Origin of the sequence: Mesorhizobium sp. M6A.T.Ce.TU.016.01.1.1 (assembly GCF_003997065.1) — a bacterium.
GTDB classification, from domain to species: domain Bacteria; phylum Pseudomonadota; class Alphaproteobacteria; order Rhizobiales; family Rhizobiaceae; genus Mesorhizobium; species Mesorhizobium mediterraneum.
On record NZ_RZTJ01000006.1, the window covers coordinates 96,110 to 113,863 of the forward strand.

A 17,754-nucleotide genomic window follows, 5' to 3' on the forward strand; every position below is an offset into this window, starting at 1 on the left:
CGGCCGGCGTGATCGATTCGACCAAACTCACCAAGGCGCTCGGGCTGAAAAACCCCTCTCCTTCCTTGTTGCCGCCGGATCATCATTCCCATATAGTCAAGATGGTCAGAATGGTCATGGAGGACGAAATGCTGTCTGCGCCCAAAAAGGGCACCAACTGGACGGTCGCTGGGGCAAAAGCTCGGCTCTCGGAGGTTATCGAGCGCGCCCAGTCATCGCCGCAGACGATCACCAGAAACGGCAAACCAAGCGTGGTTGTCGTCTCCGCCGAGGAATGGCAGCGCAAGACCGCGCGCAAGGGTACGCTTGCGGAGTTTCTGCTGGAGTCGCCGCTGCGCGGCGCCGATCTCGACCTCGAGCGTCAGCGCGACGAACCGCGTGATCTGCCGCTGTGAGGCTCCTGCTCGATACGAATGTCCTGTCCGAGGTGACTAGGCCGGCGCCTGACCCACGCGTTTTGGACTGGCTGGACGGGCTTGATGAGGACCGCTCATTCATCAGCGTCGTGTCGATCGCCGAGATCCGGCGTGGCGTCGCCCTCATGGATGAGAGCCGGAAACGCGAGGCACTGGCCCAATGGCTCGCTCAAGACCTGCCGCAGCGCTTCGAACAGAGGGTTCTTTCGGTGGACGAACCGATTGCCTTGGCGTGGGGCGACCTGATGGGCCTGGCGAAGCGCCGCGGTCGCGGCCTGTCGTCGATGGACGGCCTGATTGCAGCCACGGCGATTGCGCAGGAGCTCACCTTGGCAACGCGTAATACGAACGATTTCGAAGGCTTTGGAATTGAACTCTTCAATCCCTGGACTGCATGAACCGCTCGGCACTGCGTGTTGGGGCTCGAAAGCGACCGATGTGTCCTCGTCATCACTTCGTCATCCACGGGCGGAGCAAGGAGCGTAGCGACGCAGCGCAGACCCGAGGATCCACGCCGTGACTTCAACGCGTTGCCGCGATGCAGAATTCTGCTCCGCTGCGCTCTTCGGCTAGCGTCACGGAATGGATCCCAGGGTCTCCGCGACGGAGCTTCGCTCCTGCTTCGCCCTAGGATGACGAAGTTCGGAAGGCTTCAGCCAATCGCGAATGGGCTGGAGTAGACCTCCTCCTCATCAGACACGTGACAATCGCCACGGCTTCGACTATATGAGCCCCATGATCAACCTGACCGCCACCTATTGGTACTTTAGGAACTTGCTGGCGGCGGGAGGATTGCGCTCGATCTGAAGATTGCAGCATCAAAATCCGAACAGCCGCCAGACCTGGCGGCTTTTTTGTTTCAGCCGGCAGGTCTCCCAATCAGGAGCAGAGAGCCGTGTTGACCACCACAGATGATCTTCGGGTCAAGGAAATAAGGGAACTGAGTACGCCGGACCAGGTGATGCGGGAGATACCGCGCACGCTGACGGCGACGCGCACCGTGACCGCGTCGCGCAACGCTATCCACGCCGTGCTGACCGGCACTGACGATCGGCTGATCGTCGTCGTCGGCCCCTGCTCGATCCACGACCCGGCCGCCGCCGTAGACTATGCCAGCCGCCTGGCATCGCTGCGCGAAAGCCTATCCGATCGGCTGGAGATCGTGATGCGCGTGTATTTCGAGAAGCCGCGCACGACGGTCGGCTGGAAAGGCCTGATCAACGATCCCGACCTGGACGGCAGCTTCAACATCGACAAAGGACTGAGGATGGCGCGCAATGTGCTCTCCGCCGTCAACAATCTCGGCCTGCCGGCAGCGACCGAATTCCTCGACATGGCCACCCCGCAATACATTGCCGACCTCGTCGCCTGGGGCGCGATCGGCGCGCGCACGACCGAGAGCCAGATCCATCGCGAACTCGCATCCGGCCTGTCCTGCCCGGTCGGCTTCAAGAACGGCACCGACGGCAATTTGCGGATCGCCGCCGAGGCGGTGAAATCCGCTGCCCAGCCGCATCATTTCTTGGCGGTGACGAAGGGCGGGCGCAGCGCCATCGCGACGACGACCGGCAACGAGGACTGCCACGTCATCCTGCGCGGCGGCATTCAGCCCAATTATGACGCGGCAAGCGTCGCCGCCGCCAGTGCGGAACTCGCCCGGATCGGTGTCGCGCCCCGGCTGATGATCGATGTCAGCCACGCCAACAGCAACAAGAAGCCAGAGAACCAACCGAAGGTAGCGGCCGACGTGGCGGGCCAGGTTGCGGCAGGCGACGAGCGCATCATCGGCGTCATGATCGAGAGCAACCTCGTTGCCGGCCGGCAGGACGTCATGCCCGGCAAGCCGCTCGTCTACGGCCAGAGCATCACCGATGGCTGCATCGACTGGGCAACCACCGAAACGGTGCTGCACGGCCTTGCCGACGCGGTCGAGCAACGCCGGTCGGCGCGACGCGCCCTGGTCGCCAGCCGCCCGGGAGCCGCTTGACGCTTTCCCCTTCTCCCCTTGTAAGGGGAGAAGGGGAGCCAACGCCCGCGCTACCTAACATCCAACCAGCGCTGTTCCTCGAACGAGCGCGCCATGGCATGCACGGTGCGCTCGATCTCCAGGCCTTCGTCGAAATCGATGATGCGCGCCGGCTTGCCGGCGAGCCTGGTCAGCAGTTCTCGGCATTCGATGATCTTGAGATCGTTGAAGCCGAGACCGTGGCCGGGTGCCGGCAGGAAGGCGTCGTAAGGTCTGTGGTGCGGCGCCACCAGGATGGTTCGGTAACCCTGCTCGGTCGGCCGGTCGGCGGTGAGATAGAGCTGGAACTCGTTCATCCGCTCCTGATCGTACAGGATCGAGCCCTTCGAGCCGAAGATCTGGATAGCGATCCGGCCCTTGCGGCCCCAGGCCGAACGGTTGGCCAGCAAGGTGCCGACAACGCCGTTTTCGAGGTGCATCAGCACGCTGGCGATGTCATAGGTCTCGACCGTGCGGCGCCCGCCTGAAGCGACGCGGCGATCGGCATAGGGTTTTGCCATGTCGCACATGACGCGGGCGACGCGGCCGAACAGCACGGCGACCAGCGACAGCGGATGCACCGCGAAATCGTCGAGCGCGCCGTAGCCGGACGCCGCCTCGTGCTTCCAGAAGAACAGCGCCTCTGGATCGGCCATGAAATCCTCGTCCATCTCGATGCGCAGATGGTTGACCTCGCCGATGATCTTTTCGTCGAGCAGCGCACCGATATGGCGGATCGCGGGGTTCTGGATGTAGTTGTAGCCGAGGGCTGCCACCTTGCCGGATTTTTTCGCTGCTGCCGCCATGGCTTCGGCTTCTGCGAAGCCCGGCGCCATCGGTTTTTCGCACCATAGATGCTTGCCGGCTTCGAGGATGGCGATGGCCATTTCCGGATGGAACTGGTTTGGCGTCGTCAACGAGACGATATCGACCTCGGGGTCGTTAACGACGGCGCGCCAGTCACCGGAACCCTTGGCGAAGCCGAATTCGGTGGCACGGCGCTTGGCAAGGTCCTCGTCGACCTCGCCGAGATGGACCAGCCTTGGTTTGGCCACGTCGGAAAAGACAGTGCCGACCGCGTTCCAGGCGATGGCGTGGCACTTGCCCATGAAGCCTGTGCCGATAAGACCGACTCCGACCATTCCCTTGTCTCCGCTGTCAGGAAGATTTGCGTGGATGAATTAGTCCATTTTATCCAGAAATGGAACGCATGCCTCATTTTTTATGGCCTTATTGCACAGGCTCGCTATGATGGGGCACACAGCATCGACTGATGGGCCTAGGCGGAGCGACGATGGACGAACGGGTGCCCCGCGATTTCGAGACGCTGCGTACGACGATCCTGGAACGGCGCCATAGCCTGCCCAAGCGTATCGCGCAGATCGCCGCCTATGCGCTCGACAATCCCGACGATATTGCCTTCGGCACCGCCGCCAGCATCGCGGCCTCCGCCGGCGTCCAGCCGTCGACCCTGATCCGCTTCGCCCAGCAGCTCGGCTTCGACGGCTTCACCAGCCTGCAGCTGGTGTTTCGCGAGCGCCTGCGTGAGCGCAATTCGTCCTATGATGAAAGGCTGGCGGCCTTGCGCGCCAAGGCCGAGGAAGGCGCCGGTCACCGGGCGATCTTCGACGGCTTCGTCGCCGCGGCCAGCACCTCGCTCAACGATATTTCAGGCAGGTTGAACGAAGATCATTTCGAAGATGCGATCGCCTTGCTGGCAAAGGCGGAGACCATCTATGTGCTGGCCAAGCGCCGCTCCTATCCGGTCGCCTCCTACATCGCCTATGCGCTGGGCAAGCTCAAGATCCGCAACCAACTGATCGAATCGGCCGCCGGCCTCAATGCCGAGATGATCGGCTTTGCCTCGCCCCGGGATGCAGTCATCGCCATCAGTTTCTCACCCTATGCCCCGGCAGCCATCGAGGAGGCGCGCGTCATTTCCGAGCAAGGCGTTCCGATCGTGGCGATCACCGACAGCTCGTTCTCGCCGCTCGCCCAGTTCGCCAAGGTCTGGTTCGAGGTCGCCGAGGCTGATTTCGCCGGCTTCCGCTCGCTGTCGGCGACGATGGCGCTGGCCATGGCGCTGACTGTTGCAGTTGGCGAGAAGCGGCGCGACACGGGCAAGAAGCGCAAGACCTAGGGGCCACTTTTCAGCAAAGGAACGCACGTTCCATATTGACTATGGATTGGAATTATTATTTCATATTGCCGGCGCCACGCTGCCGCTCGCGCGTGTACCCCAAGACAACAAGGCTGATGGGAGGTTCGAATGGGCGAAGCCGTGGACGCGAAACATGCGCCGCTCGACGTTATCACCATCGGTCGCGCCTCCGTCGACCTCTACGGCCAGCAGATCGGCTCCCGCCTGGAGGACATCACCTCCTTTGCCAAGTCGGTCGGCGGCTGTCCGGCCAATATTTCGGTCGGCACGGCGAGGCTCGGCTTGCGCTCGGCGCTGCTCACCCGCGTCGGCAACGAGCAGATGGGCCGCTTCATCCGCGAGCAGCTGACACGCGAGGGCGTCTCCGTCGACGGCCTCAAGACCGACCCCGACCGGCTGACCGCGCTGGTGCTGTTGTCGGTCGAGGAGGAAGGCGTCTCGCCGATGATCTTCTACCGCTCCGACTGCGCCGACATGGCACTTTCGGAAGACGATATCGACGAAGCGTTCATCGGCTCAGCGCGTGCCATCGTCGTCACCGGCACGCATTTTTCGCGGCCCAACAGCGATGCCGCGCAGCGCAAGGCGATCCGCACTATCAAGGCCAAGGGCGGCAAGGTGGTGTTCGACATCGACTATCGGCCCAATCTCTGGGGCCTTGCCGGCCATGCCGAAGGCTTCGAGCGCTACGTGAAATCCGACCGGGTCTCCGCCCAGCTGAAGACGGTGCTGCCCGATTGCGACCTGATCGTCGGCACCGAAGAAGAGATCATGATCGCCTCCGGCGCCGACGATTGCCTGAGCGCGTTGAAGACGATCCGCTCGCTGTCCAAGGCGACCATCGTCTTGAAGCGCGGCGCCATGGGCTGCATCGTCTATGACGGGCCGATCAGCGACGATCTCGAAGACGGCATTGTCGGCAAAGGCTTTCCGATCGAGGTCTACAACGTGCTCGGCGCCGGCGATGCCTTCATGTCGGGCTTCCTGCGCGGCTGGCTCGGCGGCGAAAGTCTTGAGACGGCGGCCACCTGGGCCAATGCCTGCGGCGCCTTCGCCGTGTCGCGGCTGCTCTGCGCTCCGGAATACCCGACCTTCGAGGAATTGCAGTTCTTCCTGAAGAACGGCAGCAGGCACTTGGCGCTGCGCAAGGACGAGGCGATCAACCATGTCCATTGGGCGACGACGCGCAGGCGCGACATTCCCTCGCTGATGGCGCTGGCCTGCGACCACCGTATCCAGCTTGACGATGTCGCCGCGAAAGCCGGTGCCGACCCATCGCGCATCCATGATTTCAAGGTGCTGACGGTCAAGGCGGCGGCAAGGGTTGCCGCCGGCCGTGCCGGCTACGGCATGCTGCTCGACGAGAAATACGGCCGCGAGGCGATGTTCGAATTCGCCCGTCATTCCTTCGCCTGGCTCGGCCGGCCGGTCGAACTGCCGGGATCGCGGCCGCTTCGTTTCGAATTCTCGCAGGACATCGGCTCGCAATTGATCGAGTGGCCGGTCGACCATTGCATCAAGTGCCTATGCTTCTATCACCCCGACGACCCGGAGCCGCTGAAGACCGAGCAGCAGCAGAAGCTCAAAAGCCTGTTCGAGGCCGCGCGGAAAGTGGGCAGAGAACTTCTCATCGAGATCATTGCCGGCAAGCACGGCGAACTCGACGACACGACGATCCCGCGCGCGCTCGAGGAACTCTACGCGCTTGGCATCAAGCCTGACTGGTGGAAGCTCGAACCGCAGGCTTCAGCCGGGGCTTGGGCAAAGATCGAGGCGGTGATCCTGAAGAACGACCCATGGTGCCGCGGGATTGTGCTGCTCGGCCTCGAAGCGCCACAGGACGAGCTGGAAGCCGCCTTTGCCGCCACCGCCAAAGCGCCCATCGTCAAGGGCTTCGCCGTCGGTCGAACCATCTTCATCAACGCAGCCGAACAGTGGCTTGCCGGCAGAATGTCGGACGAGGAAGCGGTGGCCGACATGGCGTCTCGCTTCGAGAGACTGACCGAGGCATGGCTTGCCGCGCGCGGCCGCAAAGCAGCATAAGAAGGCGCGGCATAAGGACTGCGGAGGAAAACAAGATGACCAAGACAATCCGCCTGACGATGGCGCAGGCGCTGACCCGCTTTCTTGCTCGCCAGATGACCGAGATCGACGGCAAGAAAATGCCGATCTTCGGCGGAGTCTGGGCGATCTTCGGCCATGGCAATGTCGCCGGCGTCGGCGAGGCGCTCTATCAGGTGCGCGACGAATTGCCTACCTTCCGCGCCCATAACGAGCAGGCGATGGCGCATGCGGCGATCGCCTATGCCAAGGCCAATTTTCGCCGCCGCTTCATGGCGGCGACCAGCTCGATCGGCCCCGGCGCGCTCAACATGGTGACGGCGGCGGCACTCGCGCATGTAAACAGGTTGCCCGTCCTGTTTCTCCCCGGCGACGTCTTCGCCAATCGCATCCCCGACCCCGTCCTGCAGCAGGCAGAGGATTTTTCTGACGGCACGGCGACGGTCAATGACTGCTTCCGGCCGGTGTCGCGCTACTTCGATCGCATCACCCGGCCGGAGCAGATCATCCCGGCGCTGAACCGTGCCATGCAGGTGCTGACCGATCCGGCCGAATGTGGGCCGGTGACGCTGGCGCTCTGCCAGGACGTGCAGGCCGAGGCCTATGATTACCCCGAGAGCTTCTTTGCCGAACGGGTCTGGCATCAGCGGCGGCCGCGTCCGGACCGCCAGGAACTCGCGGCTGCGGTTGCGGCGCTGAAGGCGGCGACTAAACCATTGGTGATTGCCGGCGGCGGCGTGCTCTATTCGCAGGCATCGGGTGAATTGGCGAAGCTGGTGCAAGGCGCCGGCATCCCGGTCTGTGAGACGCAAGGCGGCAAATCATCGCTGCCGGACGATCATCCGCTCAACATGGCGGCGGTCGGCGTCACCGGCACCTCGGCGGCCAACCGGCTGGCCGAAGAAGCCGACGTCGTGCTTGCCGTCGGCACCAGGCTGCAGGACTTCACCACCGGCTCGTGGGCGCTGTTCAAGAATTCCGGCAAAACCATCATCGGGCTGAACGTCCAACCTTTCGATGCGGGAAAGCACCAGGCGCTGCCGCTGGTCGCAGACGCGGCGGAAGGGCTCGCCGAGCTCGGCGCGGCGCTGAAAGACTGGAAGGCGCCGGTCGCCTGGACCGACAATGCGGCCAGGGGCAAGAAGGATTGGCAGGCCGATGCCGACAAGGTGACGGCGTCGACCAATGCCGCCTATCCCTCCGACGCGCAGGTGATCGGTGCCGTTCAGCGCGCCATGGGCGCCGGTGTGACGCTGCTTCATGCCGCCGGCGGCCTGCCCGGCGAATTGCACAAGCTCTGGCAGGCGGGGGCGCCCGGCTCCTACCATGCCGAATACGGCTTCTCGACCATGGGTTACGAGATCGCAGGCGGGCTTGGCGTCAAAATGGCCAAGCCCGACGAGGAGGTCGTCGTGATGATTGGCGATGGCTCCTATCTGATGCTCAATTCCGAGATCGCAACGTCTGTCATGCTCGGCCTCAAGCTGACCATCGTGCTGCTCGACAACCGAGGCTATGGCTGCATCAACCGGCTGCAGATGGCGACCGGCGGCGCCAACTTCAACAATCTCTTGAAGGACGCCCGCCACGAGGTTCTGCCCGATATCGACTTCGCCGCGCATGCGGCAAGCCTGGGCGCGATCGCCGAGAAAGTTTCGTCGATCGCCGGGCTGGAAACGGCGCTGGCGCAAGCTCGGAAGAATACCAGGACCACTGTGCTTGTCATCGACACCGATCCGCTGGTTTCGACCGAAGCCGGTGGAAGCTGGTGGGATGTCGCCGTGCCGGAAGTCTCGGTGCGCCCGCAAGTGAACGCGGCGCGCAAGAAATACGAGGAAGCGCTGAGCGGGCGGCCTTAAGCCGTCCGTGAAGCTGATCCTAAGGCCTGAACTGGAGTAACGACTTGAGAGCCAAACTGGGCATGTCCCCCATTGCATGGTGGAACGACGATCTTGCGGAACTCAGCGATGATGTGTCGCTGGAGGAATGCCTGGCGCAGTCGCGTTCGGCAGGCTTCACCGGCATGGAAATGGGCCGCCGTTTTCCCAGCGATCCGGAGATCATGCTGCCGATCCTGAAAGAGGCCGACGTCACGCTTTGCGGCGGCTGGTTCTCCGGCACGCTGGTCGACGAAGACATGGCTGACAATAAGGATCGCATCCAGCCGATGATCGATCTGTTCAAGGCAGTGAACGCGCCCTGCATCGTCTATGGCGAGGTCGGCCGCTCCATCCAGGGTGACCGCTCGAAGCCGCTCGCCACCAAGCCCAGGCTTTCGGACGACGAGATGAAAGCCTATGCGAGGCGCCTCACGCAGTTCGGCGAATGGTGCGCCGAGCAGGGCATGCCGCTGTCCTATCACCATCATATGGCGGCGGTGGTCGAGACCGAGCCGGAACTAGATGCATTCATGCGCTATTCGGGTGAAGGCATTCCCTTGCTGCTCGATGCGGGCCACCTGGCTTTTGCCGGCGGTGACGTGCTGCGCGCCATCGACAATCATCACCGGCGCATCAACCACGTGCATGTGAAGGACGTGCGCATGGGGGTGATCGAGAAACTCGACCGCCAGAAGCAATCCTTCCTCGATGCCGTGGCGCTCGGCGCCTTCACGGTCCCGGGAGATGGCTCGCTGGATTTTGGCGCCATTGTGGAAAGGCTGGCGAACTACGGCTATGAAGGCTGGTTCGTGGTCGAGGCCGAGCAGGACCCCAGAAAAAATCCGCCGCTCAAGATGGCGCAAGTCGGCTACAAGGAATTGATGCGGGTGATGACGGCCGCAGGCTACACGGTTGAAACACAGGGCTTCCCCAATGCTTGAATGCACTATTCCCGGCAAATGGCTGATCCGATGCGGGGGTTGATCCGATGAAGGACTCTGAGCATCCGTTCTTCCGGCCCCTGTGGCGGCGCGTTGCCATCGTCGCGGTCTGCCTGGTGTGGGCCGTGGTCGAGTTTGCCACCGGCGCACCATTCTGGGGCACGATCGCGCTCGGCTTCACCGGCTATGCCGTGTGGCAGTTCTTCTATCTCTACAAGCCGGCCGACGAGGCGAAGCCTCCGGTCGAGCCGAAGGAATAAAGCAGTCCATGGCGCTCAAGGCTTACGGGTCGGGCACTGCGCCCATGACGGATCGCCTGCGTTGAAGATTTAGCTGAAACGCCTCTCGCTTCGTCATCCTGGGGCGGAGCAAGGAGCGAAGCGACGCGGCGCAGACCCCAGGATCCATGCCGTGACATCAAAACGGCCGCTACGGTGCAGAATTCCGTTCCGCTGCGCTCTTGGACTGAGGTTACGGCATGGATCCTAGGGTCTTCGCGACGGAGCTTCGCTCCTGCTACGCCCTAGGATGACGAAGTTGGGGCTTCGGCCAATCTCGAAGATTTGCGATAGGAGAGACACAATGTCGAAACTGCTCGTCAAAGCCGATAAGGGCCACGGCCGCGTCGCCCATGTGACGCCGCAAAGCGCCGGCTGGACCTATGTCGGTTTCGATCTGCATCGGCTGCGGCCCGGTGAGGCAGCCTCCGGGCAGACCGCGAACTGCGAAGTCTGCCTGGTGTTCGTCACCGGCAAGGGCAAGGCTAGGGCCGGCGACAAGGATCTCGGCCTGCTCGGCGAACGCATGTCGCCCTTCGAAGGCAAGCCGTGGTCGGTCTATGTGCCGCAGGGCTCTGACTGGTCGGTAACTGCCGACACCGATCTCGAACTCGCCGTCTGCTCGGCGCCGGGGCTTGGCGGCGGCCTGCCCGTCCGCGTCATTGCGCCGAAGGATCTCGGCCAGGAGGTTCGCGGCAAGGGCACCAACACGCGCTATGTCACCAACATCCTGCCGGAAGGCAAGCCGGCCGATTCCTTGCTGGTGGTCGAGGTCATCACGCCCGGCGGCCACACCTCGAGCTACCCGCCGCACAAGCATGACCAGGACAATCTGCCTGATGAGTCCTATCTCGAGGAGACCTACTATCACCGGCTCAACCCGCCACAGGGCTTCGCCTTCCAGCGCGTCTACACGGATGCCGACAGGAATGGCGCTCGTTCGCTCGATGAGGCGATGGCGATCGAGGACGGCGATGTCGTGCTGGTGCCAAAGGGCTATCACCCTTGCGCCGCCTGCCATGGCTACGACCTCTATTATCTCAATGTCATGGCCGGGCCGAAGCGGACGTGGAAGTTCCACAACGCGCCCGAGCACGAATGGCTGATGAAGAGCTGATCGCGCGGCTCTTCCGGGCCGGCAAACTGGCCCAAAGCGAAAAAATCGTCGGCTAATGACCCGCCTGAACAACTTTGTTATCAGGAGCGATCATCAGCTTCGTCATTTCGTCATGCAAATCGCCTATGGCAGCGGGTGTTGACGAGGAACTTCGATGCGCTACGCGATCTATTTCACCCCCCGGCAGGACGAACCGCTGGCGCGGATCGCCGCCAATTGGCTCGGCCGCGACCCATTCGGCGCCGCCACAAGGCCGGTCGAGGCCGTGGGCGAGCTGTCGGCGGCGGAAGTCGCCTTCCACACCGCTTCGGCGCGCCGCTACGGCTTCCATGCGACGCTGAAGGCGCCCTTCCGGCTAGCCCCGAACGAGACGGAAGCCTCGCTTCGCGCGGCGCTCGACGATTTTGCCGAGGCGACGCCGGTGGTGACCATCCCACGGCTGGTCGTCAGCCAGATCGACGGCTTCTTCGCACTGGTGCCGGAAGGACCACTGCCGGCGCTCAACCGCTTCGCCGATGACGTGGTGCGCGACTTCGACCGTTTTCGCGCGCCGCTGAGCGAGGCGGAAATCGAGCGGCGCAGCCCGGATTCGCTGAAGCCGGCTGAATTCCGCAATCTCTGCCAATGGGGCTACCCCTATGTCTTCGAGACCTTTCGTTTCCATATGACGCTGTCCGGCCGGGCCTCGCCACAGGAAAGCCCTCGTCTTCGCTTAGCAATCGACAGCCTGTTTGCGCAGGTCCTGCAAAAGCCGGTGCCGGTGGACGCGCTGACCCTGTTTGTCGAAACCGAACCTGGCGCCCCGTTCATGGTGCTTTCCCATCACGCGCTCGGGCGCCGCCCGGCTAGAAAAACTGCCTGAGATGACTATCTGTTTTAACCGCGTTTGTGCGACGCCAATCGATTCCAATTGGCTGCAAAATGCTCCAAGGACTGCCTGAAATGACCGCCGAGACCGTTCTCAACAATGCCCGCATCGTGCTTGCCGACGAGATTGTCGAAGGATCGATCGTGCTGCGCGACGGCTTGATCACCGGGATCGATGCCGGTGCCGGCCGGACCGGCGAGGACATGGGCGGCGATTTCATCATCCCCGGACTGGTCGAGCTTCACACCGACCACCTCGAAGGCCATTACGCGCCGCGGCCGAAGGTGCGCTGGAACCCGATCGCCGCGGTGCTCGCTCACGACGCGCAGGTGGCGACCGCCGGCATCACCACCGTGCTCGATGCCTTGCGCGTCGGCATGGACGACGATGCCGACATGAATTCGGCCGACATGCGCAAGCTGGCCGATGCGATCGAGGACAGCGTCCAGCAGGACCGGCTGCGGGCCGATCATTTCATCCATCTGCGCTGCGAGGTTTCGGCGCCGGATTGCCTCGCAGCCTTCGCCCATTTCGACGGCGATGACAGGATCAAGCTGGCGTCGCTGATGGACCATGCGCCGGGACAGCGCCAGTTCGTCGACTTGGAAACCTATGCCTATTACTACCAGCGCAAGCTGAAGCTGACGGATCGCGAATTCCAGCAATTTTGCGAGAAGCGGATGGCGGAATCGGCGACGAATTCCGGCCCGAACCGCGCCTTCATCGCCGCCGCCTGCCATCAGCGCGGCATCGTGCTCGCCAGCCATGACGACGCCACGACAGGCCATGTCGACGAAGCGATCGAGCAGGGTGTCCGCGTCGCCGAGTTCCCAACTACAGAAGAAGCCGCCAGGGCCTCGAAAGAAGCAGGGCTTGGCGTGCTGATGGGCGCGCCGAATGTCATGCGCGGCGCCTCGCATTCTGGAAACGTTTCAGCCCGCACACTCGCCGGCGACGGGCTGCTCGACATACTGTCGTCCGACTACATTCCCTTCAGCCTGATCCAGTCGGCCTTTTTTCTCGGCGACGTGGTCGACGGCATTTCCCTGCCTCAGGCGGTGGCGATGGTCTCGAAGAACCCGGCCGAGGCAGTCGGCCTAACCGACCGTGGCGTCATCGAGCAGGGCCGGCGCGCCGATCTGGTGCGTGTACGTCTCGACGACCATGTCCCGGTCGTCCGCACGGTCTGGCGGCAGGGACGCCGGGTCGCATGATGGCGTCGGCGTTGATCGAGCGTGAGTTGTCGGCCGCGGCGTTTCCGATCCGCGACGGTGTCTTTGTCGCCGTTGTCGGGCCGAGCGGCGCCGGCAAGGACACGGTGATCGGCTATGCCCGCACCCGCTTCGCTGACGAGACAAGGCTGGAGTTCGTGCGCCGGGTCATCACCCGGCCGAGCGACACGACAAGCGAGGATCACGACACGTTGGCCGATGCGGCCTTTGTCGAGGCCGAGGCGGATGGCGCCTTCGCCATCTCCTGGGAGGCGCATGGTTTGCGCTACGGCATTCCGGCTGAAGTCGACTGGTCGGTCGCCAATGGACGCGTCGCCATTGCCAATGTCTCCCGCGCCATTATCCCGGTTCTACGCGAGCGTTACGCAAATCTCGCCATCGTCGAGATCACCGCTTCACCGGAAATCCTGGCCGAGCGATTGGCCATGCGCGGCCGCGAGTCGCGCGGCGAGGTGCTGGCGCGCCTGGCGCGCAGCGCCAATGTGGCGCTGTCCGGGCCAGGCGTCACCTCGATCGACAATAGCGGCCCACGCGAGGCAGCCGGCGAGCGCTTCGCCGATGTGCTGCGCAAGGCGATGGCCTTCTCCGACATGTCGGGCCTGATCTAGGCTGCCCCTTACCTTCTCCCCTTGTGGGAGAAGGTGGCCGCGAAGCGGTCGGATGAGGGGTGCTCCAGCTTGGCATCGCCAGCGATCCGTCCAACACCCCTCTTCCGTCTCGGCGCTACGCGCCGATCCACCTTCTCCCACAAGGGGAGAAGGACGAGGCGATGCAACTATTCCGCGGCGGCACCTGCCGCGCCCTTGCGGGCTGCCCCCAGCATCAGTCGCCGCTCCCGGAACACGCCCCATTGCTGGTCGACCAGCACGCCGATGAGGATCACTCCGCCCATCACCGCGAAGTTGAGCGAGGAGGGGATGCCGAGCAGGTTGACGAGGTTTTGCAGCTCCTGCAGCAAGACCGTGCCGAGGATGACGCCGATCAGCGAGCCCTCGCCGCCGCGCAGCGAGAAGCCGCCGAGCACGGCTGCGGCAATGGCGTAGAGTTCGTAGAACTGACCGTGGCTCGCCGGCGAGATCGAGCGCGTGTACATGGCGAAGTAGATCGCCGACAGCGCCGTCAGCACACCGCAGATGACATAGGCGGCGATGACGACGCGACCGGTGCGGATGCCCGAATATTTCGCCGCCTCCTCGTTTTTGCCGATGGCATAGAGGTAGCGCCCGAACACCGAGCGGTGCAGCACCACCCACGTCACGATTGCGATGACGATCAGCGCGATGAAGCTGTTTGGCACGCCATAGGATCGCCCCGCTGTCAGGAACTCGAGCTCCGGAAAGTTCTGTCCGAAGGCGAAGCCGGCGGTGCCGTCGGCTGTGTAGAACCGCGCCACGCCGCGGTAGATCAGCAGGCCGCAGAGCGTCACCACGAAGGGCTGCAATTTGAGCCGCGTGATCAGCCAGCCATGTGCCAGCCCGATGAGGCCGCCGAGCACGAGGATCAGCGGCAGCGCCACCGGCCATGCCATGCCGCGCGTCGCGATAAAATCGACGAACAGGACGCCGAGCAGCGCGACCACCGAGCCGACCGACAGTTCGATGCCGCCGGTGATGATGACGAAGGCCTGGCCGATCGCCAGGATGCCGAACAGCCCGATCAGGTTCGAGGTATTGGCGAGGTTGATTGGCAGCAGGAAGCGCGGATTGATGATCGCCACCACCGCTCCCACCACAAGGATCAGGATCAGCAGGCCGAGATCTTTCTTGCTCATCGTCTTCTCCCAATGCCTGACTAGAACCCGCGCCAAAACAAAAAGCTATTTCGGCTGTTTGCCAACTGCCAGCAGCAGCACGTTTTCCTGGCTGAATTGCTCCTTGTCGAGAATGCCTGAGATCTGGCCCTCATGCATGACGGCGATGCGGTCGGAGACGCCGATCACCTCCTCCATGTCGCTCGAGATCATCAGCACGGCGACGCCGGCATCGGCCAGCGCCCGCATCAGCCCGTAGATTTCGGCTTTGGCGCCGATATCGATGCCGCGTGTCGGCTCATCGAGGATCATCACCTTAGGGTGCATGGCCAGCCATTTGGCAAGCACCACCTTTTGCTGGTTGCCGCCGGACAGCGTGCCGGTGCGCGTCGCCACCGAGGGCGCCTTGATGCCGAGATTGCGTTTCTGCTTCTCGGCGGTGACGGCTTCGGCGCTGGCCGAGACCAGGAACCGCCGTGCATGCGCCGGGAGGTTTGGGAGCGAAATATTCTGGGCAATCGACAGGTCGAGCAGGATGCCGGTAAGCTTGCGGTCTTCCGGGACGAGGAAGATCCCGTTGGCCACTGCGTCCGCAGCCGAACCAAGAACCAGATCTGTTCCATCAAGCTGGAGCGCACCGCCAAGTGCCTTCTCAATACCGAAAAGCACGCGCGCCAGCTCGGTGCGGCCGGAGCCGACAAGACCAGCCAGGCCGAGGATTTCGCCATGCCTGACGCCGAGATCGACTGGCCGGTCGGGATAGGCGCTTGTGCGAATAGCCTTGGCCGACAAGGCGACCGTGCCGGGCGGTCGCGCCGATTCTGCGGCCTTCTCCCTCTCCTTCAGCAAGCGTCCGATCATCAGCTTGACCATCTGGTCGTGATTGATGGCGTTTTTCGGCAACGTGCCGGCAAGCATGCCGTCCCTCAGCACGACGACGCGATCGGCGACCCGCTCGACCTCGTGAAGGCGGTGCGAGATGAAGATGACGCTGATGCCCTCCGCCTTCAGCGCCCTGATGACATCGAGCAGCTTGTCGGTTTCGGCAAGGGGCAGGCTCGATGTCGGCTCGTCGAGGATGACCAGCCGCGCCTCGATCGACAGCGCCTTGGCGATTTCGACCATCTGCTGCTGGGCAAGCGACAGCGCCGATACCGGCGTGTCGGCGGAAAAATTGGCGCCCACGCGTTTGAGCAGCGGCGCCGACAACGCGCGCAGCCTGGCGCGGTCGACCAGCTTGAGCGGGCCGGCGCGCAACGGCTCACGGCCGAAAAAAATGTTGGCGGCAACATCGAGGTTTTCGAACAGGTTGAGTTCCTGGTGGACGAAGGCGATGCCGGAACCGATGCTGGCCTCGACCGTCAGCCCGTCATGGGCGACCCCGTCGACGATAATCGTGCCGGTGTCGGGGGTGGTCACGCCGCCGAGTATCTTCATCAGCGTCGACTTGCCGGCGCCGTTTTCGCCGACGAGGCCGATGACCTCGCCGGGCCTGACGTCCATCGAAAACCCGTCCAGCGCAACCACGCCGGGGTAGGTCTTGCGCACGCCCTCGAGACTGAGGAACGGGGCAATCGTGGATGCGCTGATGGATGCGTCGGAATAATTCATCATGCCTGACAGCAGCCGGTGGGCCACAGACTGACGGGCCTGGCGAGGCCCGTCAACAACAGCGTCGCGCTGCCCCTCACCCTTACCCTCTCCCCGTGAAGAACGGGGAGAGGGGGATCGCCAGCGCTGGAGCTTGTCGCTTCTCCCCGTTGTTCACCGGAGAAGGTGCCGGCAGGCGGATGAGGGGCAGCGCCAACGCCGATTATTTACCCGCCATTGTCTTCAGATTGGCGGCATAGGCGTCGACGTCGTCCTTGCCGATGATCTTGGTCGGCACGATGATCAGCCCGTCGGCGGGAACGCCCGATTTGTCGCCCTTGAGATAGGCGGCCATCAGCTTCATGCCCTGGTAGGCCCATTCGAAGGGCTGCTGCACAACGGTGGCGGCAACGGTGCCTTCCTTGACGCCGCCCAGCGTGATCGGATCGTCGTCGAAGCCGACGACCGTGATCTGGCCGAGCTTGCCGGCGTCGCGCAGCGCTTCATAGATGCGCGGCGTGTTGTAGGAATAGAAGCCGACCATGCAGGTGACGTCGGGGCTGGCGACCAGCGCGTCCTCGACGTTCTTCTTGGCGCGGGCCTGGTCGATGTCGTCGCCACGAACGTCGATCAACTCGATGTTGGTGCCAGCGAGCCCTTCCTTCATGCCCTCAATGCGCTCCTTGGCGTTGTCGGCGCCGAGCAGGCCGACGAAGCCGAGGCATTTGCCGCCGTCAGGCATCGCCTTCTTGGCGATCTCTGCCGCCTGCTTGCCGGCGTCGATATTGGACGAGCCGATATAGGCGACCCGCTTGGTCTGCGGTGCATCGCTGTCGGTGGTGAACAGCGCCGTCTCCGAGGCGATCTTGTTCAGCCCGTCGGTCGAGGTCTTGGGGTCGACTGCAGAAACCATGATGGCCTTGACGCCGGCCGTCACCAGATCGTCCATCAGCCGCTGCTGGATGGCGACCGAGGACTGCTCCGGATATTTGAGCTGCAGATCGTAGTCGGGCAATTCAGCCTGCGCCTTCTTGACGCCGGCTTCGGCCGCCTTCCAGAAATCGGAAGCGCCGTTGACGACGAAGGCCAGCGTCGGTTTGTCCTGGGCGCGAGCAATTGCCGTGATGGACAGGCCGAGAGCCAAGGCCGCGGCGGCGACGGACGCATTTCGTATTACAGATTTCATGTTCAACCTCCCGTTTGATTCAGTCATTTTCGCTGATCTGAACTTTGTCGAATGCGGCTTGGACGCCCTCCTCCTCAAGGGGTGCTGGCAGCGAAAGAACGGCGCCATTCCAGCCGCGATTTTGGACTTTAGAGACTCATTGGCTGTTCGTATAGTCGGATTTGTCTGACATTTCTGTAATTGCGTGGCGTTGCTTTGCCGGCCCAAGAGCCGCGGATGCCGCGCCACACGCCTGCTTCCCGTCATGGCCCGTTCGACCCCGGGCCGGC

General features: G+C 63.4%; 16 protein-coding genes. 12 read left to right on the plus strand and 4 right to left on the minus strand.

The genetic code is table 11. From position 1 onward, the window contains the following. Positions 1-128: 128 nt before the first annotated feature. The 3 genes from EOC94_RS14115 to EOC94_RS14125 all read left to right on the plus strand — a co-directional run bounded on the left by EOC94_RS14115 (position 129) and on the right by EOC94_RS14125 (position 2,403). Complete coding sequence (locus tag EOC94_RS14115; protein ID WP_126107278.1) at positions 129-395, plus strand: type II toxin-antitoxin system Phd/YefM family antitoxin; 267 nt, start codon at positions 129-131, stop codon at positions 393-395. Next, positions 392-814, plus strand: a complete 423-nt coding sequence (locus tag EOC94_RS14120; protein WP_126104018.1) for a type II toxin-antitoxin system VapC family toxin — start codon at positions 392-394, stop codon at positions 812-814. The genes EOC94_RS14115 and EOC94_RS14120 overlap by 4 nt, the downstream gene beginning before the upstream one ends. A 497-nt stretch (positions 815-1,311) precedes the next feature. Continuing rightward, positions 1,312-2,403 (plus strand): 3-deoxy-7-phosphoheptulonate synthase, encoded by a 1,092-nt coding sequence (locus tag EOC94_RS14125; protein WP_127291187.1) that lies wholly within the window; start codon positions 1,312-1,314, stop codon positions 2,401-2,403. A gap of 50 nt (positions 2,404-2,453) precedes the next feature. Here EOC94_RS14125 and EOC94_RS14130 read toward each other — a convergent pair whose 3' ends face one another. Then, entirely contained in the window at positions 2,454-3,563 is a 1,110-nt protein-coding gene (locus EOC94_RS14130) for a Gfo/Idh/MocA family oxidoreductase (protein ID WP_127291189.1), read from the minus strand. Between the two features lie 152 nt (positions 3,564-3,715). Between EOC94_RS14130 and EOC94_RS14135 the strand changes: the two genes are divergently transcribed. The 9 genes from EOC94_RS14135 to phnN all read left to right on the plus strand — a co-directional run bounded on the left by EOC94_RS14135 (position 3,716) and on the right by phnN (position 13,567). Beyond that, positions 3,716-4,561, plus strand: a complete 846-nt coding sequence (locus tag EOC94_RS14135; protein WP_185928234.1) for a MurR/RpiR family transcriptional regulator — start codon at positions 3,716-3,718, stop codon at positions 4,559-4,561. A 129-nt stretch (positions 4,562-4,690) separates the two neighbouring features. Next, positions 4,691-6,625, plus strand: coding sequence for a 5-dehydro-2-deoxygluconokinase (gene iolC, locus EOC94_RS14140; protein WP_127291193.1), 1,935 nt, complete (start codon positions 4,691-4,693; stop codon positions 6,623-6,625). Between the two features lie 35 nt (positions 6,626-6,660). Beyond that, positions 6,661-8,502, plus strand: a complete 1,842-nt coding sequence (gene iolD / locus EOC94_RS14145) for a 3D-(3,5/4)-trihydroxycyclohexane-1,2-dione acylhydrolase (decyclizing) (protein WP_127291195.1) — start codon at positions 6,661-6,663, stop codon at positions 8,500-8,502. Between the two features lie 44 nt (positions 8,503-8,546). Next, entirely contained in the window at positions 8,547-9,464 is a 918-nt protein-coding gene (iolE, locus tag EOC94_RS14150; RefSeq protein WP_127291197.1) for a myo-inosose-2 dehydratase, read from the plus strand. Between the two features lie 47 nt (positions 9,465-9,511). After that, positions 9,512-9,724, plus strand: a complete 213-nt coding sequence (locus EOC94_RS14155) for a DUF3329 domain-containing protein (protein WP_126104024.1) — start codon at positions 9,512-9,514, stop codon at positions 9,722-9,724. Positions 9,725-10,046: 322 nt separating this feature from the next. After that, positions 10,047-10,859, plus strand: a complete 813-nt coding sequence (iolB, locus tag EOC94_RS14160) for a 5-deoxy-glucuronate isomerase (protein ID WP_126104025.1) — start codon at positions 10,047-10,049, stop codon at positions 10,857-10,859. Between the two features lie 154 nt (positions 10,860-11,013). Beyond that, the gene (locus EOC94_RS14165; RefSeq protein ID WP_095484508.1) at positions 11,014-11,721 is read left to right on the plus strand and encodes a DUF1045 domain-containing protein; all 708 of its coding nucleotides are present in this window, start codon (positions 11,014-11,016) and stop codon (positions 11,719-11,721) included. Positions 11,722-11,801: 80 nt separating this feature from the next. Then, the gene (locus EOC94_RS14170) at positions 11,802-12,941 is read left to right on the plus strand and encodes an alpha-D-ribose 1-methylphosphonate 5-triphosphate diphosphatase (RefSeq protein WP_126104027.1); all 1,140 of its coding nucleotides are present in this window, start codon (positions 11,802-11,804) and stop codon (positions 12,939-12,941) included. Continuing rightward, positions 12,938-13,567 carry a phosphonate metabolism protein/1,5-bisphosphokinase (PRPP-forming) PhnN gene (gene phnN / locus EOC94_RS14175; protein ID WP_164547060.1) on the plus strand — a complete coding sequence of 210 codons (630 nt, stop codon included), beginning with the start codon at positions 12,938-12,940 and terminating at the stop codon, positions 13,565-13,567. The genes EOC94_RS14170 and phnN overlap by 4 nt, the downstream gene beginning before the upstream one ends. 167 nt (positions 13,568-13,734) lie before the next feature. Here the strand turns inward: phnN and EOC94_RS14185 are convergent, their stop codons facing one another. From EOC94_RS14185 to EOC94_RS14195, 3 genes are all read right to left on the minus strand, one after another. After that, positions 13,735-14,730, minus strand: coding sequence for an ABC transporter permease (locus tag EOC94_RS14185; protein WP_095484512.1), 996 nt, complete (start codon positions 14,728-14,730; stop codon positions 13,735-13,737). A gap of 45 nt (positions 14,731-14,775) precedes the next feature. Then, positions 14,776-16,320 (minus strand): sugar ABC transporter ATP-binding protein, encoded by a 1,545-nt coding sequence (locus tag EOC94_RS14190; protein WP_127291473.1) that lies wholly within the window; start codon positions 16,318-16,320, stop codon positions 14,776-14,778. Positions 16,321-16,522: 202 nt separating this feature from the next. Beyond that, positions 16,523-17,485 carry a sugar-binding protein gene (locus EOC94_RS14195; RefSeq protein WP_127291201.1) on the minus strand — a complete coding sequence of 321 codons (963 nt, stop codon included), beginning with the start codon at positions 17,483-17,485 and terminating at the stop codon, positions 16,523-16,525. Between the last annotated feature and the right edge of the window lie 269 nt (positions 17,486-17,754).

What these genes read in the sequence shown, in the direction of transcription:
- EOC94_RS14115 (WP_126107278.1), top strand. Translation starts at nt 129, where the DNA reads ATGCTGTCTGCGCCCAAAAAGGGCACCAACTGGACGGTCGCTGGGGCA.
- EOC94_RS14130 (WP_127291189.1), bottom strand. Translation starts at nt 3,563, where the DNA reads ATGGTCGGAGTCGGTCTTATCGGCACAGGCTTCATGGGCAAGTGCCAC.
- EOC94_RS14135 (WP_185928234.1), top strand. Translation starts at nt 3,716, where the DNA reads ATGGACGAACGGGTGCCCCGCGATTTCGAGACGCTGCGTACGACGATC.
- iolC (WP_127291193.1), top strand. Translation starts at nt 4,691, where the DNA reads ATGGGCGAAGCCGTGGACGCGAAACATGCGCCGCTCGACGTTATCACC.
- iolD (WP_127291195.1), top strand. Translation starts at nt 6,661, where the DNA reads ATGACCAAGACAATCCGCCTGACGATGGCGCAGGCGCTGACCCGCTTT.
- EOC94_RS14155 (WP_126104024.1), top strand. Translation starts at nt 9,512, where the DNA reads ATGAAGGACTCTGAGCATCCGTTCTTCCGGCCCCTGTGGCGGCGCGTT.
- iolB (WP_126104025.1), top strand. Translation starts at nt 10,047, where the DNA reads ATGTCGAAACTGCTCGTCAAAGCCGATAAGGGCCACGGCCGCGTCGCC.
- EOC94_RS14165 (WP_095484508.1), top strand. Translation starts at nt 11,014, where the DNA reads ATGCGCTACGCGATCTATTTCACCCCCCGGCAGGACGAACCGCTGGCG.
- EOC94_RS14170 (WP_126104027.1), top strand. Translation starts at nt 11,802, where the DNA reads ATGACCGCCGAGACCGTTCTCAACAATGCCCGCATCGTGCTTGCCGAC.
- phnN (WP_164547060.1), top strand. Translation starts at nt 12,938, where the DNA reads ATGATGGCGTCGGCGTTGATCGAGCGTGAGTTGTCGGCCGCGGCGTTT.
- EOC94_RS14185 (WP_095484512.1), bottom strand. Translation starts at nt 14,730, where the DNA reads ATGAGCAAGAAAGATCTCGGCCTGCTGATCCTGATCCTTGTGGTGGGA.
- EOC94_RS14190 (WP_127291473.1), bottom strand. Translation starts at nt 16,320, where the DNA reads ATGAATTATTCCGACGCATCCATCAGCGCATCCACGATTGCCCCGTTC.
- EOC94_RS14195 (WP_127291201.1), bottom strand. Translation starts at nt 17,485, where the DNA reads ATGAAATCTGTAATACGAAATGCGTCCGTCGCCGCCGCGGCCTTGGCT.